This window comes from Empedobacter sedimenti (assembly GCF_030005555.1).
Taxonomy (GTDB): domain Bacteria; phylum Bacteroidota; class Bacteroidia; order Flavobacteriales; family Weeksellaceae; genus Empedobacter; species Empedobacter sedimenti.
Genome location: NZ_JASCQG010000011.1, coordinates 123,840 through 147,430, shown reverse-complemented (window position 1 = coordinate 147,430; position 23,591 = coordinate 123,840). Strand labels below are relative to the sequence as shown.

At 32.4% G+C, this 23,591-nt stretch carries 20 protein-coding genes; 13 read left to right on the top strand and 7 right to left on the bottom strand.

Annotated features, from left to right (window positions below):
- Positions 1-43: 43 nt before the first annotated feature.
- From QHG34_RS11625 to QHG34_RS11615, 3 genes are all read right to left on the bottom strand, one after another.
- Positions 44-1,195: an arginase family protein gene (locus QHG34_RS11625; protein WP_282630379.1), complete on the bottom strand. Its 1,152-nt coding sequence runs from the start codon at positions 1,193-1,195 to the stop codon at positions 44-46.
- Positions 1,195-3,729, bottom strand: coding sequence for a type I DNA topoisomerase (topA, locus tag QHG34_RS11620; protein ID WP_282630378.1), 2,535 nt, complete (start codon positions 3,727-3,729; stop codon positions 1,195-1,197). The genes QHG34_RS11625 and topA overlap by 1 nt, the downstream gene beginning before the upstream one ends.
- Before the next feature lie 84 nt (positions 3,730-3,813).
- The gene (locus QHG34_RS11615; RefSeq protein ID WP_282630377.1) at positions 3,814-4,608 is read right to left on the bottom strand and encodes a DUF2189 domain-containing protein; all 795 of its coding nucleotides are present in this window, start codon (positions 4,606-4,608) and stop codon (positions 3,814-3,816) included.
- Between the two features lie 120 nt (positions 4,609-4,728).
- On the opposite strand from QHG34_RS11615, the gene miaB reads away from it, so the two are divergent.
- The 9 genes from miaB (at position 4,729) to groL (ending at position 14,805) form a co-directional block, all read left to right on the top strand.
- Positions 4,729-6,174, top strand: coding sequence for a tRNA (N6-isopentenyl adenosine(37)-C2)-methylthiotransferase MiaB (gene miaB / locus QHG34_RS11610; RefSeq protein ID WP_282630376.1), 1,446 nt, complete (start codon positions 4,729-4,731; stop codon positions 6,172-6,174).
- Between the two features lie 235 nt (positions 6,175-6,409).
- Complete coding sequence (locus QHG34_RS11605) at positions 6,410-7,690, top strand: sigma 54-interacting transcriptional regulator (protein WP_282630375.1); 1,281 nt, start codon at positions 6,410-6,412, stop codon at positions 7,688-7,690.
- Position 7,691: 1 nt separating this feature from the next.
- Positions 7,692-8,204, top strand: coding sequence for an LptE family protein (locus QHG34_RS11600; RefSeq protein WP_282630374.1), 513 nt, complete (start codon positions 7,692-7,694; stop codon positions 8,202-8,204).
- A 23-nt stretch (positions 8,205-8,227) separates the two neighbouring features.
- Complete coding sequence (locus QHG34_RS11595) at positions 8,228-9,424, top strand: tetratricopeptide repeat protein (RefSeq protein ID WP_282630372.1); 1,197 nt, start codon at positions 8,228-8,230, stop codon at positions 9,422-9,424.
- Between the two features lie 4 nt (positions 9,425-9,428).
- Entirely contained in the window at positions 9,429-9,788 is a 360-nt protein-coding gene (gene secG / locus QHG34_RS11590) for a preprotein translocase subunit SecG (RefSeq protein WP_282630370.1), read from the top strand.
- Positions 9,789-9,880: 92 nt separating this feature from the next.
- Complete coding sequence (locus tag QHG34_RS11585) at positions 9,881-10,309, top strand: hypothetical protein (RefSeq protein WP_282630369.1); 429 nt, start codon at positions 9,881-9,883, stop codon at positions 10,307-10,309.
- A 3-nt stretch (positions 10,310-10,312) separates the two neighbouring features.
- Positions 10,313-12,622 carry a zinc-dependent metalloprotease gene (locus tag QHG34_RS11580; protein WP_282630368.1) on the top strand — a complete coding sequence of 770 codons (2,310 nt, stop codon included), beginning with the start codon at positions 10,313-10,315 and terminating at the stop codon, positions 12,620-12,622.
- A 160-nt stretch (positions 12,623-12,782) separates the two neighbouring features.
- The gene (locus QHG34_RS11575) at positions 12,783-13,061 is read left to right on the top strand and encodes a co-chaperone GroES (protein ID WP_019975019.1); all 279 of its coding nucleotides are present in this window, start codon (positions 12,783-12,785) and stop codon (positions 13,059-13,061) included.
- Positions 13,062-13,179: 118 nt separating this feature from the next.
- Positions 13,180-14,805: a chaperonin GroEL gene (gene groL, locus QHG34_RS11570; RefSeq protein WP_282630366.1), complete on the top strand. Its 1,626-nt coding sequence runs from the start codon at positions 13,180-13,182 to the stop codon at positions 14,803-14,805.
- Between the two features lie 83 nt (positions 14,806-14,888).
- On the opposite strand, the gene leuB is transcribed toward groL, so the two are convergent.
- The 4 genes from leuB to QHG34_RS11550 are packed head-to-tail and all read right to left on the bottom strand — an operon-like array spanning position 14,889 to position 19,171.
- Entirely contained in the window at positions 14,889-16,013 is a 1,125-nt protein-coding gene (leuB, locus tag QHG34_RS11565; protein ID WP_282630365.1) for a 3-isopropylmalate dehydrogenase, read from the bottom strand.
- 6 nt (positions 16,014-16,019) lie between these two features.
- Entirely contained in the window at positions 16,020-16,601 is a 582-nt protein-coding gene (gene leuD, locus QHG34_RS11560) for a 3-isopropylmalate dehydratase small subunit (protein WP_282630364.1), read from the bottom strand.
- Between the two features lie 12 nt (positions 16,602-16,613).
- Entirely contained in the window at positions 16,614-17,999 is a 1,386-nt protein-coding gene (gene leuC / locus QHG34_RS11555) for a 3-isopropylmalate dehydratase large subunit (RefSeq protein WP_282630363.1), read from the bottom strand.
- Positions 17,996-19,171: a 2-isopropylmalate synthase gene (locus QHG34_RS11550; RefSeq protein ID WP_282630361.1), complete on the bottom strand. Its 1,176-nt coding sequence runs from the start codon at positions 19,169-19,171 to the stop codon at positions 17,996-17,998. The genes leuC and QHG34_RS11550 overlap by 4 nt, the downstream gene beginning before the upstream one ends.
- Positions 19,172-19,319: 148 nt before the next feature.
- On the opposite strand from QHG34_RS11550, the gene QHG34_RS11545 reads away from it, so the two are divergent.
- From QHG34_RS11545 to mqo, 4 genes are all read left to right on the top strand, one after another.
- Positions 19,320-20,801, top strand: a complete 1,482-nt coding sequence (locus tag QHG34_RS11545; protein ID WP_282630360.1) for a hypothetical protein — start codon at positions 19,320-19,322, stop codon at positions 20,799-20,801.
- A 31-nt stretch (positions 20,802-20,832) separates the two neighbouring features.
- The gene (locus tag QHG34_RS11540) at positions 20,833-21,345 is read left to right on the top strand and encodes an RDD family protein (RefSeq protein WP_282630359.1); all 513 of its coding nucleotides are present in this window, start codon (positions 20,833-20,835) and stop codon (positions 21,343-21,345) included.
- A gap of 50 nt (positions 21,346-21,395) precedes the next feature.
- On the top strand, positions 21,396-21,875 hold the full coding sequence (locus tag QHG34_RS11535; RefSeq protein ID WP_282630358.1) for an RDD family protein: 480 nt from the start codon (positions 21,396-21,398) through the stop codon (positions 21,873-21,875).
- A 135-nt stretch (positions 21,876-22,010) separates the two neighbouring features.
- Complete coding sequence (gene mqo / locus QHG34_RS11530) at positions 22,011-23,486, top strand: malate dehydrogenase (quinone) (RefSeq protein ID WP_282630357.1); 1,476 nt, start codon at positions 22,011-22,013, stop codon at positions 23,484-23,486.
- Positions 23,487-23,591 lie beyond the last annotated feature (105 nt).

Below are 23,591 nucleotides of genomic sequence, written 5' to 3'. Positions count from 1 at the left end.
TAAGGCAATTTATTAATTGGTTTTTTAATTGTTTATTCTTTTTTTAATAAAATTTTTTAAAATATTTCCACCATCTATTCGGTATTTCACCATCAAGCGCTTGCTGATAATCTTTTTCCGAACACGAAATTATTTCTATTTTTCGCTCATTATCAATGGTATTATCTACTTCGATCCACCATTGATTGGTGTAAACATTTCTATAAAAAATATAATTATTCCCTTCTGTAGGAACAAAAATTTTATCAAAATATTGTGTATCGTCAAAACTTTTTATTTCTGGACGATGATTTTTTCCATCTATAAAGTACCAAATCATCTGTGCTACAAGAAGATGATCTAACTTTTTATAACTTTCGATATAATCACAAACGTAAAGCGATGTCAATTTATTGCTAAATCCTAAATATCTAGTCAACGCACAAATTTCACGAGAAGTAAATCCATTTGGCGTCATATTTTTAGATGAAGAAAAATCTGATCCTTGAATAGACGAAAGGTTGATCAAAGCCGCATTTGCGTCTCTTGAAAAAGGTTCAATTTCTTTAACAGACTCCGCTATAACTCCCAAGCGAACAGATTCAAAATTTAATTGATTGATTAAATCTAGTTTTTCTTGAGCGACAAAATAAGTCTGAAAACCGATATTAGTATAATCTAGCAAATTAAAAGGCTCGTTCGAAATAATTTTTGTCAAATAATTTCCATCCGTTGTTTGCTCTTCGTCTTTACCTAATCGTAATTTATGATCTACAGACAAATAATATACTTTACTCACTACCTCATCATAAGCACGATATTGTTGATAACCCAAACTTGGCGAACCTCCTAGAATTACCACAATATAACCATCACGAATCAATCCGTTTGTAACTTCTCTAAAAACCGATTCTGTTTCGTGTTTGTCATCATAATAATGAATATCACCAAAATCATACAAATCCAAAGTCCAATCCCCCATTTGTAACTCGTACAACTGTGTTCTGATTAAACTAAATTCTGCATCTTCAATCAAATCTTTTTGTTTTGATCGTGATTCTGTAACTCCTATAATGGCAATTTTATCAGTTGCATTCTCTTCAATTTCTAAAATATTTTCTTGAAATTTTAGTGATGCACCTAACGAAAAAGAATTACAAGATCTTGCAAAATCTTGTAATTCTTCAGAAACGGGTGTTAAAAAGTCTTTGTACATTACTTTTTAGTCGTTGTTTTTTTAGTCGTTATTTTCTTTGCAGTTGTTTTTTTAGCAGGAGCTTTCTTCGCTGCAGTTTTCTTAACTGGCTTAGCTGCTTCTATCAATTTTTCAACTTCTGCTAAAGTTAATGCTTCTGGATTCGTTTCTTTTGATAATTCAACTTTTATTTTCCCTTGAATTAAATTGAAACGTCCCCAACGAGCTTTTTCTAAACGAATTTCTTGTTCTGGCCATTCGCGCACAACACGTTCAGATTCTTTACGTTTTTTATCTTCAATTAACTCGATGATATCTGCTTGTGATAAATGATCGAAATCGTATTTTTTAGGAACATTGATAAACCATTCACTCCACTTGATAAATGGTCCGAAACGTCCTTTTCCTTTTGTTACATCGTGTCCTTCGTATTGAGCAATCGGCGCATCAGCTTTTAACTTTTCTTCGATTAACTCTACTGCACGATCAAATGATAAATCCATTGGATCTTCCTCTTTCGGAATCGAAATATATTTATCATCAAATTTTACATAAGGTCCGAAGCGTCCAATATTCACCTCCACTTCGTGCGCTTTATACTCGCCTAAAGTTTTTGGTAATTCGAACAATTTCATTGCTTCCTCTAAGGTAATACTGTGAATTGATTGATGCTTTTGAAGACTTGCAAAACGTGGTTTCTCCTCATCTTCTGCTTCTCCAATCTGAATCATTGGTCCAAAACGACCAATACGTGCATGTACTTTTTTACCTGATATAGGATCAATTCCCAATTCGCGTTCACCAGTTGCACGATCAGCATTTTCCTGAACATCTTCTACAGTATGATGAAACTTCGTATAAAAATCATCAATCATATTTGTCCAATTGATTTTACCTTCCGCAATCTCATCAAAACTTGTTTCAACGCGAGCTGTAAAATCATAATCCATCACATTTGTAAAATAATCAACCAAGAAATCGTTTACAACGATACCAATATCTGTTGGCATTAATTTGCGGCGATCAGCTCCAAAAATTTCTTTTAGTTCTGCTTTTTTAATTTGATTATCAACTAACGTTAAGGTATTATATTTTCGTTCTTGACCATCTAATTCACCAACTTCTACATAACCTCTGTTTTGGATTGTAGAGATTGTTGGCGCATAAGTAGACGGACGACCAATTCCTAACTCTTCTAATTTTTTCACCAAAGAAGCTTCTGTATAACGTGCTGCCGCTCTAGAAAAACGTTCAGTCCCGTTTATCTCATCTGCTTTTAACTGCTCATTAACTTTCACACTTGGCAATAAAACTTTATCATCGTCAACATCTTCGTCATCATGCGATTCTTGATATACTTTTAAGAAACCATCAAAGACAATCACTTCTCCTTTCGCTTGAAAAATAAACTTGTTTTTGTTGTTATCAATATCAATGATAGTTCGCTCTAATTCTGCATTTGACATTTGAGAAGCAACTGTACGTTTCCAAATTAATTCGTACAATTTTCGCATTGAATCGTCTGCATTAATCGAATGATTTTCGAAATGCGTTGGACGAATTGCTTCGTGGGCTTCTTGCGCAGATGAATTTTTATTTTTGTACTTTCTTATCTCAACGTATTTATTCCCGTAAGCAGATTCAATCTCAGATTTAACGGCTGCTAATGCGTCATCAGACAAATTCACACTATCCGTTCTCATATACGTGATATGTCCAGATTCGTACAATTGTTGTGCGACACGCATTGTTCTCGATACGGAGAAACCTAATTTGCGAGACGCTTCTTGTTGTAAAGTTGACGTTGTAAATGGTGCAGAAGGTGTACGTTTAGCAGGTTTCTTTTGTAAATCATTTACTTTAAACTCTGCTCCAATACAAGTTTCTAAGAAATCTTCAGCTTCTTTTAAAGTCGAAAACTCTTTTGTCAAACCAGCTTTTAATGTTCTTCCTTCGTTCGTTTCAAAAATTGCAATGAATTTATATGATGAAACTGGAACAAAGTTTTGAATTTCTTTTTCACGTTCAACAATTAATCGAACAGAAACTGATTGAACACGACCAGCTGAAAGTCCTGGTTTAATTTTTTTCCATAAAATTGGTGACATTTCGAAACCAACTAAACGGTCTAAAACGCGACGTGCTTGTTGCGCATCAACCAAATTAATATCTATTTGACGAGGATTTTCTACGGCACGTTGAATTGCTTTTTTTGTAATCTCATTAAAAACGATACGTTTTGTATCTTTTTTCTTTAGATCTAATACATTATATAAATGCCAAGAAATCGCCTCACCTTCGCGGTCCTCATCGGATGCTAACCAAATTGTTTCTGCTTTTGAAGACAATTTCTTTAACTTACTAACAACCTCTTTTTTATCTGGTGTAACTTCGTAAATTGGTTTGAAATGATTCTCAATTTCAATACCCATTCCCTTTTTTGGTAAATCGACTACGTGACCAAAACTTGACTCCACGATAAAGTCATCACCTAAAAACCCTTGAATGGTTTTTGCTTTTGCTGGGGACTCAACAATTACGAGATTCTTCGACATTTTATTTTCTTAAAATTTTCTGCAAAATTAATAACAAAAAAATGAAGCAGCCAAAAATGATTTTCAACTGCTTCATAAATTTCTTTATTTCATGTAAGGATTATCCTTGTAAATATCTGTTCCGATTTGGTCTATTTCTGTTTGTTGATTATCAAAACCAATAACTTCTTTGTATAAACAATACAATGCAATATAAACTAATGGTATTGCAACAATCAATCCAACGATACAAGCTAAAAATCCCAAAACAATTACGCAAAATGTTAATAATCCGAAGACAAAAATACTTCCAAAATTTTTGAAAGAGACACTAATACTTGAAGTAATAGCTTCTCCTACGGTTGCCTTTGCAAACAACACAAACGGGACTGATAAAACAGTTGCTAATTGAAATACTATACCAGGAATAAAACATAAAACGAATCCTATACTTGCTACTATTTGAATTACTAAATAAGTCAAAAATATATTCATGAAATTTCCATTAGAATAATGTTCAAAAATATCATTCATTCCTACTGTTTCACTTTTTTCAAATTTACGAGCCATTGTCACAATACTAAATAATATTGGAGCAGCCATTGCATAAACTACAATACTCACTAAATTAGATACAAAAAACAATGGTGCTGTAAAAGTTTCGATATAATAATCTTCTAAATCATTCACATCAGAAATAGCCACTTCAGCTGGAGCATAAATAAGTTGCGAAACAAAAGACATAATCAAAACAACTACACCATACAATAACAACGCTACAATAGAATAAGCTGCTATACCCGAAAATATTTCCCAAGCACGACTAAACAAGGCACCAATTTCAATTTTAAAACCTTGTTGTTTAATTTCTTCTACACGTTGTTTTACATAATTATCCATAGTTTTTTATTTTTAGATTTCTTCAAATCTACAAAATGTTAATAAAATGCAAAAGAAAAATTTACTGCCAATATGTCACATAGATTTATTATTTTTGCACGATAAAATATCCATTTTAGAATGCATACAGAAGAAAAAAATATAGATGAAGCAAGACAAGGAGAGGCTTTGATGACTGCTCCTACTCGTAATGCAACAAAGAAATTATTCTTAGAAAGTTACGGATGTCAAATGAATTTCTCGGATAGTGAAATTGTTGCATCTATTCTAAATAACGAAGGTTACCAAACCACTCAAAAAGTTGACGAAGCAGATTTAATTCTTTTAAATACTTGTTCTATTCGTGAAAAAGCTGAACAAACAGTTCGTAAACGCTTAGGAACATTAAACGCGATCAAAAAACAAAATCCAAGTCTTAAAATTGGTGTTTTAGGTTGTATGGCGGAACGTTTGAAACATAAGTTTCTTGAAGAAGAACATTTAGTTGATATCGTTGTTGGACCAGATGCTTACCGCGATTTACCAAACTTAATCAACGATGTAGAAGATGGTCGAGATGCTGTTAATGTACAATTATCAAAAGAAGAAACGTATGCCGAAATTTCTCCTGTTCGTTTAGGTGGAAATGGCGTTACAGCTTTCGTTACGATTACTCGTGGTTGCGATAACATGTGTACATTCTGTGTTGTACCTTTTACACGTGGTCGTGAGCGTTCTCGTGATCCACATTCTATCTTGAATGAATGTAAAGAATTAGCAGAATCTGGTTATAAAGAAATTACACTTTTAGGTCAAAATGTCGATTCATATTTATGGTATGGTGGAGGACCAAAAAAAGATTTCAAAAATGCAACTGATATTCAGAAAGCAACTGCTGTAGATTTTGCGCAATTATTAGACATGGTTGCTACGCAATTTCCTAATATTCGTTTACGTTTCTCAACTTCTAATCCACAAGATATGGAAGAAGGCGTTTTAGAAATGATGGCGAAACACAAAAATATTTGTAAATACATTCACTTACCTGTTCAATCGGGTTCTACGACTGTTTTAGAACGTATGAATCGTCAACATACTCGTGAAGAATATTTCGAATTAATTGATAAAATTCGTCGTATCGTTCCAGATTGTGCTTTATCTCACGATATGATTGCAGGTTTCTGCGGTGAAACAGAAGAAGAACACAAAGACACGCTATCATTAATGGAATATGTGAAATATGATTTCGGTTATATGTTCGCTTATTCAGAACGTCCTGGAACACCAGCGCACAAAAAAATGCCAGACGATGTTTTACCAGAAGATAAAAAACGTCGTTTACAAGAAATCATCGAAATGCAACAAAAACATTCTGCAGATCGTATGAATAGTTATGTTGGTAAAACTCATGAAGTTTTGATTGAAGGAAACTCTAAACGTGACGAAAATTTCTGGTACGGACGTAATACACAAAATGCAGTTTTAGTTTTCCCTAAAGTGGAAGGAACTAAAGTTGGTGATTTTGTAAACGTAAAAGCAAATAGCTGTACAACGGCTACTTTGATTGGTGAAATGGTAGAAGGATAATTTATCCTTTTTTTCAACAATCAATCTATCAATTGTATACTAAAAATAAAATTCGTCAATTCGAGTGATTTTTATGAATGAAATGATTAAAAATTGTATCGAGAATAGAATTTTAATAGTTTAAAACCTTTTTCTCGATACAAAATTATAAAGAATTTCACTCGAAATGACGGTTTTAATAAGACAATAATTGAAATTTGATAGATCATTTTTCGAAAACCTAAAAAATTAAAAAATGGATTCTTTACAAACTATCAAACAACGTTTTGGAATCATTGGAAATAATGTAGCCTTGAATCGTGCTTTAGAAAAGGCGATTCAGGTTGCACCTACCGACATTTCTGTTCTTGTTATTGGAGAAAGTGGTGTTGGTAAAGAATTTATTCCGAAAATTATTCACAATCAATCGGCGCGCAAACACAACAATTATATTGCGGTAAACTGTGGTGCAATTCCAGAAGGAACTATAGATTCTGAATTATTTGGACACGAAAAAGGTGCTTTTACAGGCGCAACACAAACACGTAAAGGTTATTTTGAAGTAGCCGATGGTGGAACAATTTTTCTAGACGAAGTTGGTGAATTACCTTTATCAACACAAGTTCGTTTGTTGCGTATTCTCGAATCTGGCGAATTTATGAAAGTAGGTTCTTCTGAGCTTCAAAAAACAAATGTACGTGTTGTAGCAGCAACTAACGTTAAATTGATGGAAGCTGTAGAAAAAGGACAGTTTCGTGAAGATTTATATTATCGATTAAACACAATTCAAATTGATATTCCACCTTTGCGCGAACGTAAAGAAGATATTAATTTATTGTTCAGAAAATTTGCTTCAGATTTTGCAAATAAATATAGAATGCCTCATATAGAGCTTTCGCCAGATGCTCAAAATTACATTGCAAATTATCCTTGGCCTGGAAATGTACGCCAACTAAGAAATTTTGCAGAGCAAGTTTCGGTTGTGGAAAAAGACCGCGTGATTTCGTTAGAAAAAATCATGGAATTGTTACCTAATAATTCGACGATGTTAACGATTACAAAAAAATCAAAAGACGGAAGTTCTTCAGATTTTATGGAACGTGAATTATTGTTCAAGGTTTTATTGGATATGAAAAAAGATTTGAACGATTTACGTGCGTTAACTTTAGATTTGATCAAACACAAAGATGTTGATGATTTTAATGGAAATACACAAGAATTAATTCAGCGTGTTTATCAAGAACAAGAATCTCCAAAAGAAGATTTTATCCAAAATCAATATAATTTGGTTCCGGCAAATTCTAATCCTATTGCTCCGATTACTCCAAGTTATCAACAACCGCAATACGATTATTCGAACGATGTATATGACGTAAGTCCAATCGAAGAGCCAGAATCGCTTTCTTTACAAGATAATGAAAAGGAAATGATTAAATTGGCGTTAGAAAAACATCGTGGAAAACGTAAAATGGCAGCAGACGAATTAGGAATTTCTGAGCGTACATTGTACCGAAAAATTAAACAATATCATTTGTAACATGAAACGAATCTTATTTATTACACTTTCTATTGTAACCTTGTTTTCGTTATCAGGTTGCGGAATGAAATATACTCTTTCGGGAGCTGCTATTCAACCAGAATGGAACACAATTTATGTTGCAACATTCCCTAATTATGCACCTCAACAAAATCCGACTTTAAGCCAAGATTTAACAATTGCTATTCAAGATATTTTCAGAAATAGAACGAAACTGAAGTTAAATTCAAACGAAAACTCAGATTTAATTATCGAAGGTGAAATTACTGGATACGACGTAGTACCACAAGCAATTCAGTCAGATGATATTGCTGCAGAAAACCGTTTAACAATTTATGTAAAAGTGCGTTACATCAATAACAAAGATGAAACAAAAAGTTATGAACGTACATTTTCTGCCTTCCAATCTTTTAATGGAAATGCAATGTTAAGCGCTGTAGAATCTAGTATTGTCCCTAAAATTATCGAAGATATTCGTGACCAAGTTTTTGCATCAATCGCAATGGATTGGTAAAAAATTAAACTTATATTTGAACGATGACGAGAATTGAGTATTTAGTAGCACATCCGTACGAAGTTGAAAAATCGGATATTCCACTTCTTAAAAAAGAGGTTGAAAAATATCCGTATTTCTACACTTTGCGTGCATTGTTACTTTATGGTTTGAAAAAAGAAAATCATCCTTCGTTTGAGGATTATTTGAACAAAACGTCTATACATAGCAGTAATCGTGCAGATTTGTATCATTACATCAATTCTGATAAACTTCCGGAACCTGAAAGTTTGATTGAAGAACCTCAGCCAGAAATTGAAACTATTGAGCAAGTAAATACAGAGGAAATTATAGCCAATGATTTTTCTGATGAAACGGTTTTAGAAGATATACAAACTGAAGAAAATTTAGTAGCAATAGAAACAAATTCATTAGATTCTGAAATCAATATAGAGCAAATCATTCCGCAAGAAACAGAAAAAGAAGCTGTTTCTACCGAAGAAACTATTGAAATCAACACAAACTCAGAAACAGACGAAAATGAAGATATTGTGGACGAAATGATCGAAAATGATACAGAAGAATCTGAACTGAGAACTGATCATGTTGTAGATATTATTTCGGATGACGAATTGAACGAAGTTGCTGAAATCACAAATGAAGTGGTAGAAGCCTCTAGTATTGAGATAAAAGAAGCTTCGGTTTTAGATATCGAAAATGCTATTTTACAAACTTCTTCTATAGAGATTAAAACAAAAGATCCGATTGAAGAAAAAGTTGAATTGATTTCTGAGAAGATTGAAATTGTAGAAAAGAGCGAAGAAAAAATAACTGAACAAGAAACGGAAAACGTTTCTATCGATAATACATTTTCTTTTTCTGATTGGTTGAAGAAAGTTCCATCGCAATCAAAAGATGAAAAAACGATTGCCGAAGAGCAAGAAACAGCGGAAAGGGAAATAAAATATAAATTGATTGACGATTTTCTTGAAAAAAATCCGAAAATCGTTCCGATGAAAAAAACGGATATTACTCCAGTCAGCACACCATCAAATTTCGTTCAGAATACGGAAGAATATTCGGATTTGATGACCGAAACTTTGGCTCAAATTTATATTGAGCAAAAAAAATATGATAAGGCAATTAAAGCTTATAAGATATTAATTTTGAAATATCCAGAAAAAAATAGTTTATTTGCAAATCGAATTAAAGAAATTGAAAATTTAAAAAACTCTAAATAATAAAATGGGACTATTTCAGTTTTTCATGGTAATTATCATGATTTTAAGTGTAATGTTAGTGTTAATTGTATTATCACAAAATCCTAAAGGAGGAGGATTATCTTCTACTTTCGGAGGTGGTGGTGGAAGCCAAATGTTTGGAGTACAAAGAACTAACAAGTTTTTAGATAATACTACTTGGGGTTTATTTATTGCTATTATTGTTTTAATTATTGGAGCTAGTGTATCTCACGAAAATCCTAATGCATTAAAACCAGTAAAAACGAATGTAACGGCACCTGCTAATAATTTACCTGCTCAACCTGCACAAAGTGGAGCAAGTCAAAATCAATTACCAGCACAGCCTACGCAACCAGCGAAGTAATTCATTATTTAACATATAAAGCCTCACGATTTGTGAGGCTTTTTTTGTTTGAGTAATTTTTTTAAGTAATTTTATATCAAATCAACCTTAATATGAAGTTTATTTATACAACTATTATTATAGTTACAATTTTCTTATCAAGTTGTTCAGCACAGAAAAACCTTACTAAGGTTAACCAAAACGATTATCAAATTGTAACAAATTTTGTTGTAAAGTATAATGGATTGTCAACTCATTTTATGATTAATGATACACAATTAAAGAATTTTTATAAAACCTTAAAAAAAGAATATCAAAAATCTCCTCCACGAGTTGTGATCGATTATACAAAACATCATGTAGCGTTGGTTAATTATAAACATATCAACTCTTATAATATCGATTCTATTTCAGGCAAAAAGAATGCTTATTATCTTCATTTATCACAAATAAATAATATAGATTATAAAAAAGATTCATCAAATTTATTAATGATGATTGTACCTAAAAAAATTACAAGTGTTGTTGTTTATAAAAAATAATCAATGAAAAAACTACACTACATTTCTTTCGTTATTGCACTATTATTTTCGCAAAACGTTTTTTCTCAACAAAATTTTTGGAGAACAGCTTCTGCAAAAAAAAATGTAACGAACGAGGATTTAGTTAAACGAGCACATACACCAACAAAATCAATTAAGCTTGATTTTTTGTATGATAATTTTGTCAATTATTTAACAAATATTTCTCAAAAAAGTTCAGAAACCTTAATCAAGTTCCCGAATAATAAAGGTGAATTTAGCAACTATCGAATTGTAGAAAATTCGAGTTTATCACCAGAATTACAACAAAAATATCCATCAATAAAATCTTATGTTGGATACAATGTTGATCAACCATCAGAGATTATTAATTTCAGTTTTTCTCCTCAATTTGGATTATATGGTTCCATCACGAATGGAGAAAAAACAACATTGATTGATCCTTATCAGAAAGATAAATTATCATACATTATTTATAATAAAAATGATTTGGTCAAATCAAAAGATTACAATTGTCTTCTTGATGTTACTGAGTCTGGTCTTGGTGTTGATAACTTAAAATTAGATCGTGTAAAATCTGCCAGAAATCAGGCAAATGATGGTAAATTATTAAAATTTAGACTAGCTGTTACAACAACAACGGAATATTCTAATTATGTCATACAACAAGCTAATGTAACCAACGGAACAGAAGCTGAGAAAAAAGCAGCAATTTTGGCTGCTGTTAACATCTCCATTTCAAGAATTAATGGAATTCTGAAAAATGATTTAGGTGTCGTTTTAGAACTAATTCCTACAACTGATCAATTATTTTTCATCAACTCTGATACATTTGAGGTGACAGATTCTTATCAAATGATTGATGAAAATGTTTTGGTAACAAATACTATAATTGGAGCTACAAACTACGATATTGGCCATTTATTTTTTCAGGTAAATACTGCTAAAAATTCAAACGGATTAGCAAATACACCTGCTGTTTGTTTGGATAATTACAAAGCTGGTGGTGTAACAGGAACTATAATACCTGTTGGTGATGCATTTGATATAGATTTTACGGCACACGAAATTGGTCATCAATTAGGTGCCCATCATACACATAACAATAATTGTAACAGAACATATGCTACTTCGGTAGAACCAGGTAGTGGTTCTACTATTATGGCTTATACAGGAATTTGTCCTCCAAATGTCCAGAAAAATAGTAACGATTATTTTCACACAAAAAGTATCGAAGAAATTAATTCAACATTAAATTCAATTTCTTGTGGGCAAATAATTTCTACATCTAATACTGCTCCTGTTATTACTGTAAATTTAAAGCCAAGTTATACAATTCCTACTTCTACATCATTTGCGTTAGAGACTACTGCAACAGACAAAGAAAATGACCAAATAACATATAATTGGGAACAAATGAATAACGAAGTTTCTGAAACTTCTATTAGTTCGCTTCCTCCAGTTTCATCTAATTTACAAGGTCCAAATTTTAGATCTTTTCCTCCTCAAAAAGTTGGAATCCGTTATTTTCCTCGTTTAGAAAAGATTTTAGTAAATCAAATCATTTTCGAAACAAATCCATATTTATCATCACCATCTCAGTATGAACAAAATAATTGGGAAATTATACCTTCTGTAGCTAGAACAATGAAATTTGCTGTTACTGTTCGCGATAACAATACACAAACGGGACAAACAGCGAGACAAGATGTTAACATAAGTTTTGTAAACACTGGGGCTTCTTTTAGTGTTACATCGCAAACAATGAATGAGTTTTGGAAGCAAAACAATCCTGCTACTATCAAATGGAATGTTGCCGGAACTACTGCAAATGGTATCGACACGCCAAATGTCAAAATCCTTTTATCAACAAATGGAGGACTTAGTTTTGACAAAGTTTTGGCAGAATCAGTTCCCAACACTGGTAGTTACACATTTTCTGTTCCAGCAGGTTTAGGTAATACTAGCCAAGCCAGAATTATGATTAAAGCAATTGATAATGTTTTCTTAGCTGTAAACTCAGCAAACTTTACAATAGAAAGTACATTAGGTACTATTGAAGAAAATCAAAAAGAGACATTCACTATTTCTCCCAATCCATCAAAAGGAATTATTACAATAGACTTAGCTGAATCTGCTAATAATGCTCAATTGAAAGTAGTTGATATAGTTGGTAGAACTGTTTATACATCAAAATTAAATGCTTCGAAATCTCAACAAATTAATTTAAGCCATTTAATAAATGGTGTTTACATCATTTCATTAGAAACGAACAAGCAAACATTCACAAAAAAAATGATTATCAAAAAATAATTATTCAGAATAAATTACTTTAAATGCCAAGTTGTCTGACAGCTTGGCATTTTTATTTTTTCTCATTACAATTAACTTATCCATAATGGCAGAAATTGGCTATTGGCACGTTTTTCGTTGAATTGAAATCATCAATTTTAGAAAAATAAAAAATACAAATATGTCACAATTAAACATTAAACCATTAGCAGATAGAGTAGTTATTGAACCAGCTCCTGCAGAAACTAAAACAGCTTCAGGAATTATCATCCCAGATTCAGCAAAAGAAAAACCACAAGAAGGAATCGTTGTAGCAGTTGGTAATGGTAAAAAAGACGAACCAATGACAGTTGCAGTTGGAGACAAAGTTCTTTACGGTAAATATTCAGGAACTGAATTAAAATTAGAAGGTAAAGATTACTTAATCATGCGTGAAGCTGATATTTTGGCAATCATCTAAAAATGTAAAATGTCTAATTGTACAAAGTAAAATGTATTATTAGATTTTTAATTTATTCAACATAAACAAAACCAAGTACTTTGTACTTTTTACATCGTACATAATACAATAAATAAAAATGGCAAAAGATATTAAATTCGATATTGAATCAAGAGACGCTTTAAAAAGAGGTGTTGATGCATTAGCAAATGCAGTTAAAGTAACATTAGGACCAAAAGGTCGTAACGTAGTTTTAGAAAAATCTTTCGGTGCTCCTCACGTAACAAAAGATGGAGTTTCTGTAGCAAAAGAAATTGAATTGGAAGATCCAATCGAAAATTTAGGTGCGCAAATGGTGAAAGAAGTTGCTTCTAAAACAAACGACGTTGCGGGTGACGGTACAACTACTGCAACAGTTTTAGCGCAAGCTATCGTTCGCGAAGGGTTGAAAAACGTTGCTGCTGGTGCAAATCCAATGGATTTGAAACGTGGTATTGATAAAGCTGTTACTGGAATCGTTGCTAACTTAAGAGAGCAATCTCAAGAAGTTGGTGATTCATCAGAAAAAATCAAACAAGTTGCTTCTATCTCTGCAAATAACGATGATACTATTGGATCATTAATCGCCGAAGCTTTTTCTAAAGTTGGAAAAGAAGGAGTAATTACTGTTGAAGAAGCAAAAGGAACAGAAACTTACGTTGACGTTGTGGAAGGAATGCAATTCGATCGTGGATATCAATCTCCTTACTTCGTAACAAATGCAGATAAAATGATTGCTGAATTAGAGAATCCTTACATCTTATTATGCGAGAAAAAAATCTCTAACTTACAAGAAATCTTACCTTTATTAGAGCCAGTTGCTCAATCAGGACGTCCATTCTTAATTATTTCTGAAGAAGTTGAAGGTCAAGCTTTAGCTACTTTAGTAGTGAACCGTTTAAGAGGTTCTTTAAAAATTGCTGCTGTTAAAGCACCAGGATTTGGAGATCGCAGAAAAGCAATGTTACAAGATATTGCAATCTTAACAGGTGGTACAGTTATTTCTGAAGAGCAAGGAATTACGTTAGAAACTGCTACATTAGAAATGTTAGGTACTGCAGAAAGAGTAGTTATCGACAAAGACAATACAACTGTAGTAAACGGTGCTGGTGATGCAGAACAAATCAAATCTCGTGTTAACCAAATCAAAGCGCAAGTAGAAACAACTACTTCTGACTATGACCGCGAAAAACTACAAGAGCGTTTAGCTAAATTAGCTGGAGGTGTTGCTGTATTATACGTTGGTGCTGCTTCTGAGGTTGAAATGAAAGAGATCAAAGACCGTGTTGACGATGCTTTACATGCAACTCGCGCTGCTGTAGAAGAAGGTATCGTTGCTGGTGGTGGTGTTGCTTTTGTTAGAGCTTTATCTAACTTAACAATTGACACAACAAATGCTGACGAAGCGACAGGTGTTAAAATCGTAACTCGTGCTATCGAAGAACCATTACGCCAAATCGTTCATAACGCTGGTGGTGAAGGTTCTGTAGTTGTTGCAAAAGTAAAAGAAGGAAATGGAGATTTCGGATACAATGCAAAAACTGACGAATATGTAAACATGATTGAAGCTGGAGTTATTGATCCAACTAAAGTTGCTCGTGTTGCATTAGAAAACGCTGCTTCTGTTGCAGGTATGTTAATTACAACTGAAGCGGTTGTTACAGAAATTAAAAAAGATGAGCCAGCTATGCCTCCAATGGGAGGTGGAATGCCAGGAATGATGTAATCATCAACTCATAACAATATACAATAGAAAAAGCCATTCAGAAATCTGAATGGCTTTTTCATTAAGTCATAAATAATAAAAAACTATATAATCGTCGATTTTCCCATCAATACATTTTCAAAATTGAAATATGCATGATGATCATGATCGCTCAATAATATCTTCGCAATATAATTTGCTACAACAGATGTCGAATAATCGCTCGTTTCATCTAAATCTGAAGTTACAATCAAATTATTAATCGCATTTTCCACCGCGTTTTCAATCGCTTTTGCCCCTTCTTCTAATCCCAAATAACGCAACATCATTGCAGCACTTAAAATAGAAGCCATCGGATTCGCAATTCCTTTTCCTTTTGCCTGTGGATACGAACCATGAATAGGCTCGAACAATGCATTCTCTGTACCAATAGAAGCCGAAGGCAACAACCCTATACTTCCACCAATTACACTTCCTTCGTCCGAAATAATATCACCAAACATATTCTCTGTCAAAATCACATCAAATTGTTTTGGATTGATGATTAATTGCATCGCTGCGTTATCAACAAACAAGAAATCTAATTCAACTTCTGGATATTCTTGGCTAATATCCATCGCAACTTTTCGCCACAAACGAGACGTATCCAAAACGTTTGCTTTATCTACCAACGTTACTTTTTTGCGACGATTCATTGCTTCCTGAAAAGCTAAATGTGTAATTTGCTCAATGTCTTTTCTCGCATATGCACATGTATCATACGCATGTGAACCATCTTGCGCCGTAAATTTTTCTCCGAAATAAATTCCATTAATCAATTCACGAAAAATAACCATATCCGTTCCTTCAATATGAGAGCGCTTTAACGGACTTTTCCCCAACAAAGATTCGTAAGCCTTGATCGGACGAATATTTGCAAATAACCCAAGTTCCTTTCTCAGTCTTAACAAACCTTGTTCGGGGCGAACTTTAGCGTTCGGATTATTGTCATATTTAGGATCACCAATCGATCCAAATAAAACAGCATCTGCATCTTTACATAGTTGCAATGTATTATCTGGCAGAGGAGCTCCAGTTTCATCAATTGCAATAGCACCGATTAGTGCTTCTTTAAATTCAAAATTATATTTAAATAATTGTTCTACAATCTTTAATATTTTTACCGTTTCCGAAACCACTTCTGGTCCAATTCCATCACCAGAAAGTACAGCTATTTTATGTGTTTTCATTTAATATTAGTTTAAGTTTTGTTCGTAGGCTTCAATTTTGTCTTTCTGACTAATTAAAAAATCGATATCATCATATCCATTTAATAAACAGATCTTTTTATACGAATCAACTTCAAAGTTGATGGTTTGATCTTTAATTTTTAAGGTTTGATTTTCTAAATTAACTTCAAATTCAGTTAAAGGATTTTGATCAATTGTTTCAAAGATTTGATTTAAAATTTCATCTGAAACAACGATTGGTAAAATCCCGTTATTCAATGCATTTCCTTTGAAAATATCTGCAAAATAACTACTAATCACCACATCAAATCCGTAATCTTTGATTGCCCAAGCAGCATGTTCTCGACTACTTCCGCAACCAAAATTTTTACCTGCAACTAATATTTTTCCAGCATATTTTGAATCATTAAGCGGGAAATTTTCAATTGATTGATTATCTTGATTAAATCGCCAATCTCTGAATAAATTATCTCCAAAACCTTCTCTACTAATCGCTTTCAAGAAACGAGCTGGAATAATTTGATCGGTATCTATATTTTCTATTTTAATCGGAACAGCCGATGATTTTAGTTGATTGATTGAATCCATTTTAAGTAAATTTTAATTGATATCAACAATTTTTCCGTGAATTGCTGCAGCAGCAGCAATCAAAGGACTTGCTAATAATGTACGAGAATTTGGACCTTGACGACCTTCAAAATTTCTATTCGAAGTCGAAACACAATATTTTCCTTCCGGAACTTTATCGTCATTCATCGCCAAACAAGCCGAACAACCTGGTTCGCGCAATTTGAATCCAGAAGCTTCAAAAATTTTATCCAAACCTTCTTCTATCGCTTGCTTTTCTACTTGTTTCGATCCCGGAACAATCCACGCAGTTACATTTTCGTTGCGCTGTTTTCCTTTCACATAATTCGCTACTTCACGCAAATCTTCGATTCTCGCATTGGTACAACTTCCGATAAACACATAATCAATTGGATGATTGATGATTGATTGATTATCTTGGAATCCCATATATTTCAACGCTTTTTCAAAGGATTCTTTTTCATTATCGCTTAACGAATCTTTAGAAGGAATGATATCTTTCACCGAAATTCCCATTCCCGGATTCGTCCCAAACGTAATCATTGGATAAATATCCGCCGCATCAAATTCTATTTCTTCATCAAAAATTGCATCAGCATCACTTGGTAAAGTTTTCCAATACGCTACTTTTTGATTCCACTCTTCACCTTTCGGCGCAAATGGTTTATCTTTTAAATAAGCAAAAGTCGTTTCATCAGGTGCAATCATTCCGCCACGAGCGCCCATTTCAATCGACATATTACAAACTGTCATTCGACCTTCCATCGACATATTCTCGAAAACATCTCCAGCATATTCACAGAAAAAACCTGTTCCTGCATTTGTTCCAACTTTAGAAATGATATATAAAATCACGTCTTTTGGTTGAACATTTGGATTCAGTTTTCCATTCACTTTGATTCGCATCGATTTTGGTTTATTCATCAACAAACATTGACTTGCAAAAACCTGCGCAACTTGACTTGTTCCAATTCCGAAAGCAATCGCTCCAAAAGCACCATGCGTAGACGTATGACTATCACCACAAACCATACTCATTCCCGGTTGTGTAACGCCCAATTCTGGCGCAATAATGTGAACAATTCCTTGATAAGGATGACCTAAGCCATAAAATGTTATATTATTTTTTTCACAATTAATTGCTAATTGCTCTAATTGTTGTTTTGATAATGGATCACGAACCGGCTGATCTTGATTAATCGTTGGCACATTGTGATCCGCAGTAGCAACAATTTGATCTGGACGAAAAATTGGAATATTTCTCTCTTCTAATTCTGCAAAAGCTTGTGGACTTGTTACTTCGTGAATTAAATGTTTATCAATGTAAATCACTTGTGGCCCATTTTCTACTTGGCTAACAACATGGGCATCCCACACTTTATCAAATAATGTTCTCATGCAAATTTTCTTTGAGTTGTTTGGTTAAACTGATGCATTAGTCCAAGTAAATCTTCGCGAACAACTTCTTTCTTCGAATCTGCGATTTCTAAAAATTGTTCATATAAAATATCTAATTCATTTTTAGAAGTATCAAAACCAATATCTTTTAGACGATAAGCCAAAGCCGAACGCCCGCTACGAGCTGTCAAAATTATTGATGACTCATTAACTCCAACATCTGCTGGATTGATAATTTCGTAGGTTTCACGATTCTTAATCACACCATCTTGATGAATTCCAGAACTGTGTGCAAACGCATTCGATCCAACAATTGCTTTGTTTGGTTGTACCATCATTCCCATTGTTTCAGAAGTCAATTGACTTAATTCTGTTAACATTTGAGCATTAATATCTGTATAGAAATTCAATTCTTTGTGTTGTTTAAAAATCATCACGATTTCTTCTAAAGCTGTATTACCAGCGCGCTCACCAATTCCGTTAATCGTACATTCTATTTGGCGTGCTCCAATTATTGCTCCTGCAACTGCATTCGCTGTCGCAAGTCCTAAATCGTTATGATTGTGGCAAGAAATAATCACATTATCAATTCCTTGAACATGATCTTTTAAATACTTAATTTTATTTCCGTATTCAAAAGGTAAACAATAACCCGTTGTATCTGGAATATTAAGAACCGTCGCACCAGCTTTTATCACTTCTTCACAAACTTGAGCAAGAAAAGCATTATCCGTTCTTCCTGCATCTTCAGCATAAAACTCAACATCATCTACAAACGTTTTTGCATAAGCAACCGCTTCAACGGCACGTTCGATAATCGCTTCGCGATTCGAATTAAATTTGTGAATAATATGAGAATCCGAAGTTCCAATTCCAGTATGGATTCTTGGTTTTTCCGCATATTGCAAAGCTTTAGCTGCAGATTCTATATCTTTTTTGTTTGCACGAGTAAGACCGCAAACTGTGGCATTTTTCACTAATTTCGAGATTGCATTTACAGCTTCGAAATCTCCAGGACTAGAAATTGGAAAACCAGCCTCTATAATATCAACTCCTAAATCATCCAATCGAGCTGCAATTTCTAATTTCTGTTTTTTATTTAACTTGCATCCCGGAACTTGTTCTCCATCTCTCAGTGTCGTATCAAAAATTTGAATCTTTTCAGCGCTCATTGCAATTAGTTTTATTTGTTATTGTGATGTAAAATTAAAATTGTGTTAACTTTAATTTTCTTTAATGCAGCATGTTTTACAATTCTTAAAAGAAATTTAAATCACATAAAATATTATTTATAAATAACTTACACCTAATTTTATTACAATGTCAAATTACAACAAAGACGCCCTTTTTAGTTTAATAAAGTCGCTAAATCGTTCCGAAAAACGTCAATTTAAGCTTTATGTAAATCGTTTGCAGATAAATGCAGATGCTAAATTTTTGTTATTATTTGAAGCGTTGGATAAGTTAGAAGAATATGATGAAACCGCTATTTTAAAGAAAAAAATTACAACGAAACAGCAATTATCAAATCTAAAAGCACATTTGTACAAACAGATTTTGTTTAGTTTGAGAATGAATCCTTCGCAACAAAATTCGCGCATGCAAATACGTGAACAATTTGATTTTGCAACTATTTTATATCAAAAAGGTTTGCATAAACAAAGTCTAAAAATGTTAGATAAAGCCAAAACACAAGCCTTGGATTTTGACGAAAAAGCCATTGCTTATGATATTTTAGAACTCGAAAAAATTATCGAATCGCAATTTATTACACGAAGTATTTCTGGTCGTGCAGATCAATTGATTGAACAATCGGAGGAGTTAAGTTTGCAGAATTTACAAGCGAGTAAATTGTCTAATTTATCGCTGAAATTGTATAGTATTTTGCTCGAAAATGGATATGCAAAAGATGAAGAAGAAATTAAGAAAATTCAGAATTTCTTTGATTCAGAAACAAAAAATATCGATTTTAAGAAATTAAAATTCAAAGAAAAGTTATGGTTTTATAAAGCAAATGTTTGGTTATCGATGTTGACTCAAAACCTACATTCTGCTTACGAATTTTCGAAAAAATGGGTTGAATTATTTTACGAGAAAAAAGAACGAATTCTTAGTCATCCCGTTTGGTTTATCAAAGGAAATTCGTATTTATTAAAGATTTTATACCTGAAAAAAAATTCAGAAGAATTCAAATTTTGGTTTGATAAATTGGAATCTGTTTACGAGATTTTGCCTCAAAATGATAATGTTGAAGCGCTTTGGTTTATCAATAAATTTAATAGTAAACTAAATTATTTTTTCATTAATCCGAAAGAAAATATTAGTCCATTTTTGATTAAAGATATTTTACGCGAAATAAAATTGCATCAACATAAAATCGATAATCATCATATTTTGGTGCTTTATCTAAAAATTGCTGCATATTATTTTTTGAACAAAGATTGGGATAATTCGTTCGAATATTGTCAAAAAATAATCAATAGTGAATCGACAATACAGGAAGACTTATATTTCTATACACTAGTTCTGATTATGATGAATTTGTACGATTCTGGGAACGATCAAGAATTGGATACATATTCGTACAAAACACATCAATTTTGCAAAAAAATGAAAAATAGTAACATTATTACACGAAAAATAAGTTTGTTTTTTATTGAATTGAATGATTTGTATCCGCACGAAAAAGTAAAAGCTTTTCGAGAATTAGATGATTTTTTGAAAGATTCGGACAATCAAAATTTGTTACGCAGAAACTCTAATTACATCAATCTTAGACGTTGGATGGAAGATAAAATTTAATTACATTTGGAAAAACCTATTACCTAATTTTATGAAAATAACACAAATTGTGTACGATAATAAAGCAAACCAAGGTTTGCGTTTCTTGAATTTTATTATTGATTATTTATTCATTGCAATTATTTCTTATTTTTTAGTAGTCATAATTTTTTTAATCAAATTTATAATCACTCAAGATCTTTCAATCGTTAATAACTTAAGTAAATCAGTAGTAGAAAATCAATTAATAATACGAAGTTTATATCAAGTATATTATTTTATTATCATCTTTTTTATTGAATTTTTAACCAAAGGTCGCTCATTAGGAAAGCTTATTACAGGAACAAAAGTTGTGATGATTGACGGCTCTATACCTACTACAAAAAATTATTTTTATAGAAATTTATGTCGTATGATTCCTCTTGATCAACTTACTTTTTTAGGAGAGAACGGTTGGCATGATAAGTTTTCAAAAACTAGAGTTGTAAATAAAAAGAATTTTGAAGCTGATTTATCACAAGAGAATAATGTTAAAAATCTTGGAAAACCCGAAGTTAAATTGTGAATAAAATTTAATGTTTATCATATATTTACACCTCATTAACACTAAACATTATGTATCAAGATTACAAAGTTGGCGAACACAAAGCCAATAAAGGAATACGCTTAGCAAATTATTTAATCGACGCTATTGTCTATTTAATATGCACTTTTATAGTTGGAGTTTTACTTGGACTATTGTCAATGGCTTTAAGTTTTGAATTACCTGAAAATGATTTATTTTATAACATATTTGCTTTGTTAGTTTTAATCATTTACTACTTCTTGATTGAGTCTATATCAAAAGGAAGATCATTAGGTAAATTAATTACAGGAACAAAAGTTGTCATGATTGATGGTACAGATCCTACTGCAAAAGATTATTTTACGAGAAGTCTTTGCAGAGTAATTCCATTTGAACCTATCTCATTTTTAGGAGAAAATGGTTGGCACGACAGTATTTCAAAAACTACAGTTGTAAATAAAAAAGCATTTGAAGCAGATTTATCACAACAAGACAGCATTGAAAGTCTTGGTACTACTGAGATTGAATAATTGTCTATAAAATAATTTCAATTCAAATTATCTCAAAAAAATAATTTATGTAAAAAATCATTGTTTTTTCTGCGTATTATTTCGCAAAAAAGGCTATTTATTAATACCTTTGCAATGTAATTATATTTTTGAAAAATGGAAAAACAACCTCAAGAGGTAGTATTGATTGGTGCTGGGATAATGAGTGCTACATTAAGCATACTTCTTAAAAAAATAAATCCGGCAATTAAGATTTCTGTTTTCGAAAAATTAGATAAAATTGGATTTGAAAGTTCTGATGCTTTTAATAATGCTGGTACGGGTCACTCTGCTTTTTGTGAATTGAATTATACACCAATTGACAAAGATGGAGTTGTTAACATTGATAAAGCAATTAATATTGCAAAACAATTCGAAACTTCAAAAGAGTTTTGGTCTTACTTAGTTGAAAATAATTACGTTTCTTCTCCAGAAAAATTTTTACGTCCAACCCCTCATATGTCTTTTGTATGGGGAGATGAAGATGTAAATTTCTTGAAAAAACGTTACGAAAAACTATCACAACATCCTTTATTCAAGGATATGGAATATTCGGAAGATTTTGCAAAAATCAAAGAATGGGCTCCTTTAATTGTAAATGGTAGAAACGAATCTGAAAAGGTTGCTGCTACGCATATGAATTTGGGTACAGATGTTAATTTTGGAGAATTAACACGTCAAATTTTTCAAGGTTTACAAAACAAAAACGAAATCACACTTGAAACAGAACACGAAGTAAAAGACTTAACACGTCTTAGCAACGGAAAATGGGCTGTTAAAGTAAAAGATTTAAAATCTGGTAACAATAAAGCAATAAACGCTGACTTCGTATTTATCGGAGCTGGTGGGGGAGCAATCTTATTATTACAAAAATCTGGAATTCCAGAATCAAAAAAATTTGGAGGATTCCCAGTTGGTGGTCAATGGTTGATTTGTCAAAACGAAGAAGTTATCAAAGATCATCACGCAAAAGTATATGGAAAAGCAAAAATTGGTGCACCACCAATGTCTGTTCCTCACTTAGATACACGTGTAATTGATGGTAAACAATCCTTATTATTTGGACCATTTGCTACATTCTCAACAAAATTCTTGAAATACGGATCTAACTGCGATTTATTTAAATCTGTAAATTTAGGTAACGTAGGATTTTTGATGAATTGTGGGTTAAATAATATGGATTTAACTAAATATTTGATTGAACAAGTCATGTTATCTAAAGCTAAAAAGGTTGAATCTTTACAAGAATACTTCCCAGAAGCTAAGATTGACGATTGGTTTGAGCAAACTGCTGGTCAACGTGTACAAGTAATTGAACAACAAGACGGAAAAGGAACTTTAAAATTTGGTACCGAAATCGTTGCATCAGAAGATGGATCAATTTCTGCATTGTTAGGAGCTTCACCAGGAGCATCTACATCTGTTAGTGCAATGATTAACATCTTGAAAAAATGTTTCCCAGAAATGATGAAAGAAGAATGGACTCCCGCAATCAAGGAAATGATTCCTTCTTACGGAGAAGATTTAGCTCAAGCTGATTTAGTAGAAGCTTCTCGCGCAAGAACAACTAAAGTGCTTAAAATTTTAGATTAAAATTTATTCTAATCATTATATAAAATCCTGATAATTTAGTTTATCAGGATTTTTTATGAAATATAAACTTAAAAACAAAAAAGGTTTAAAATATTAAATCACCTT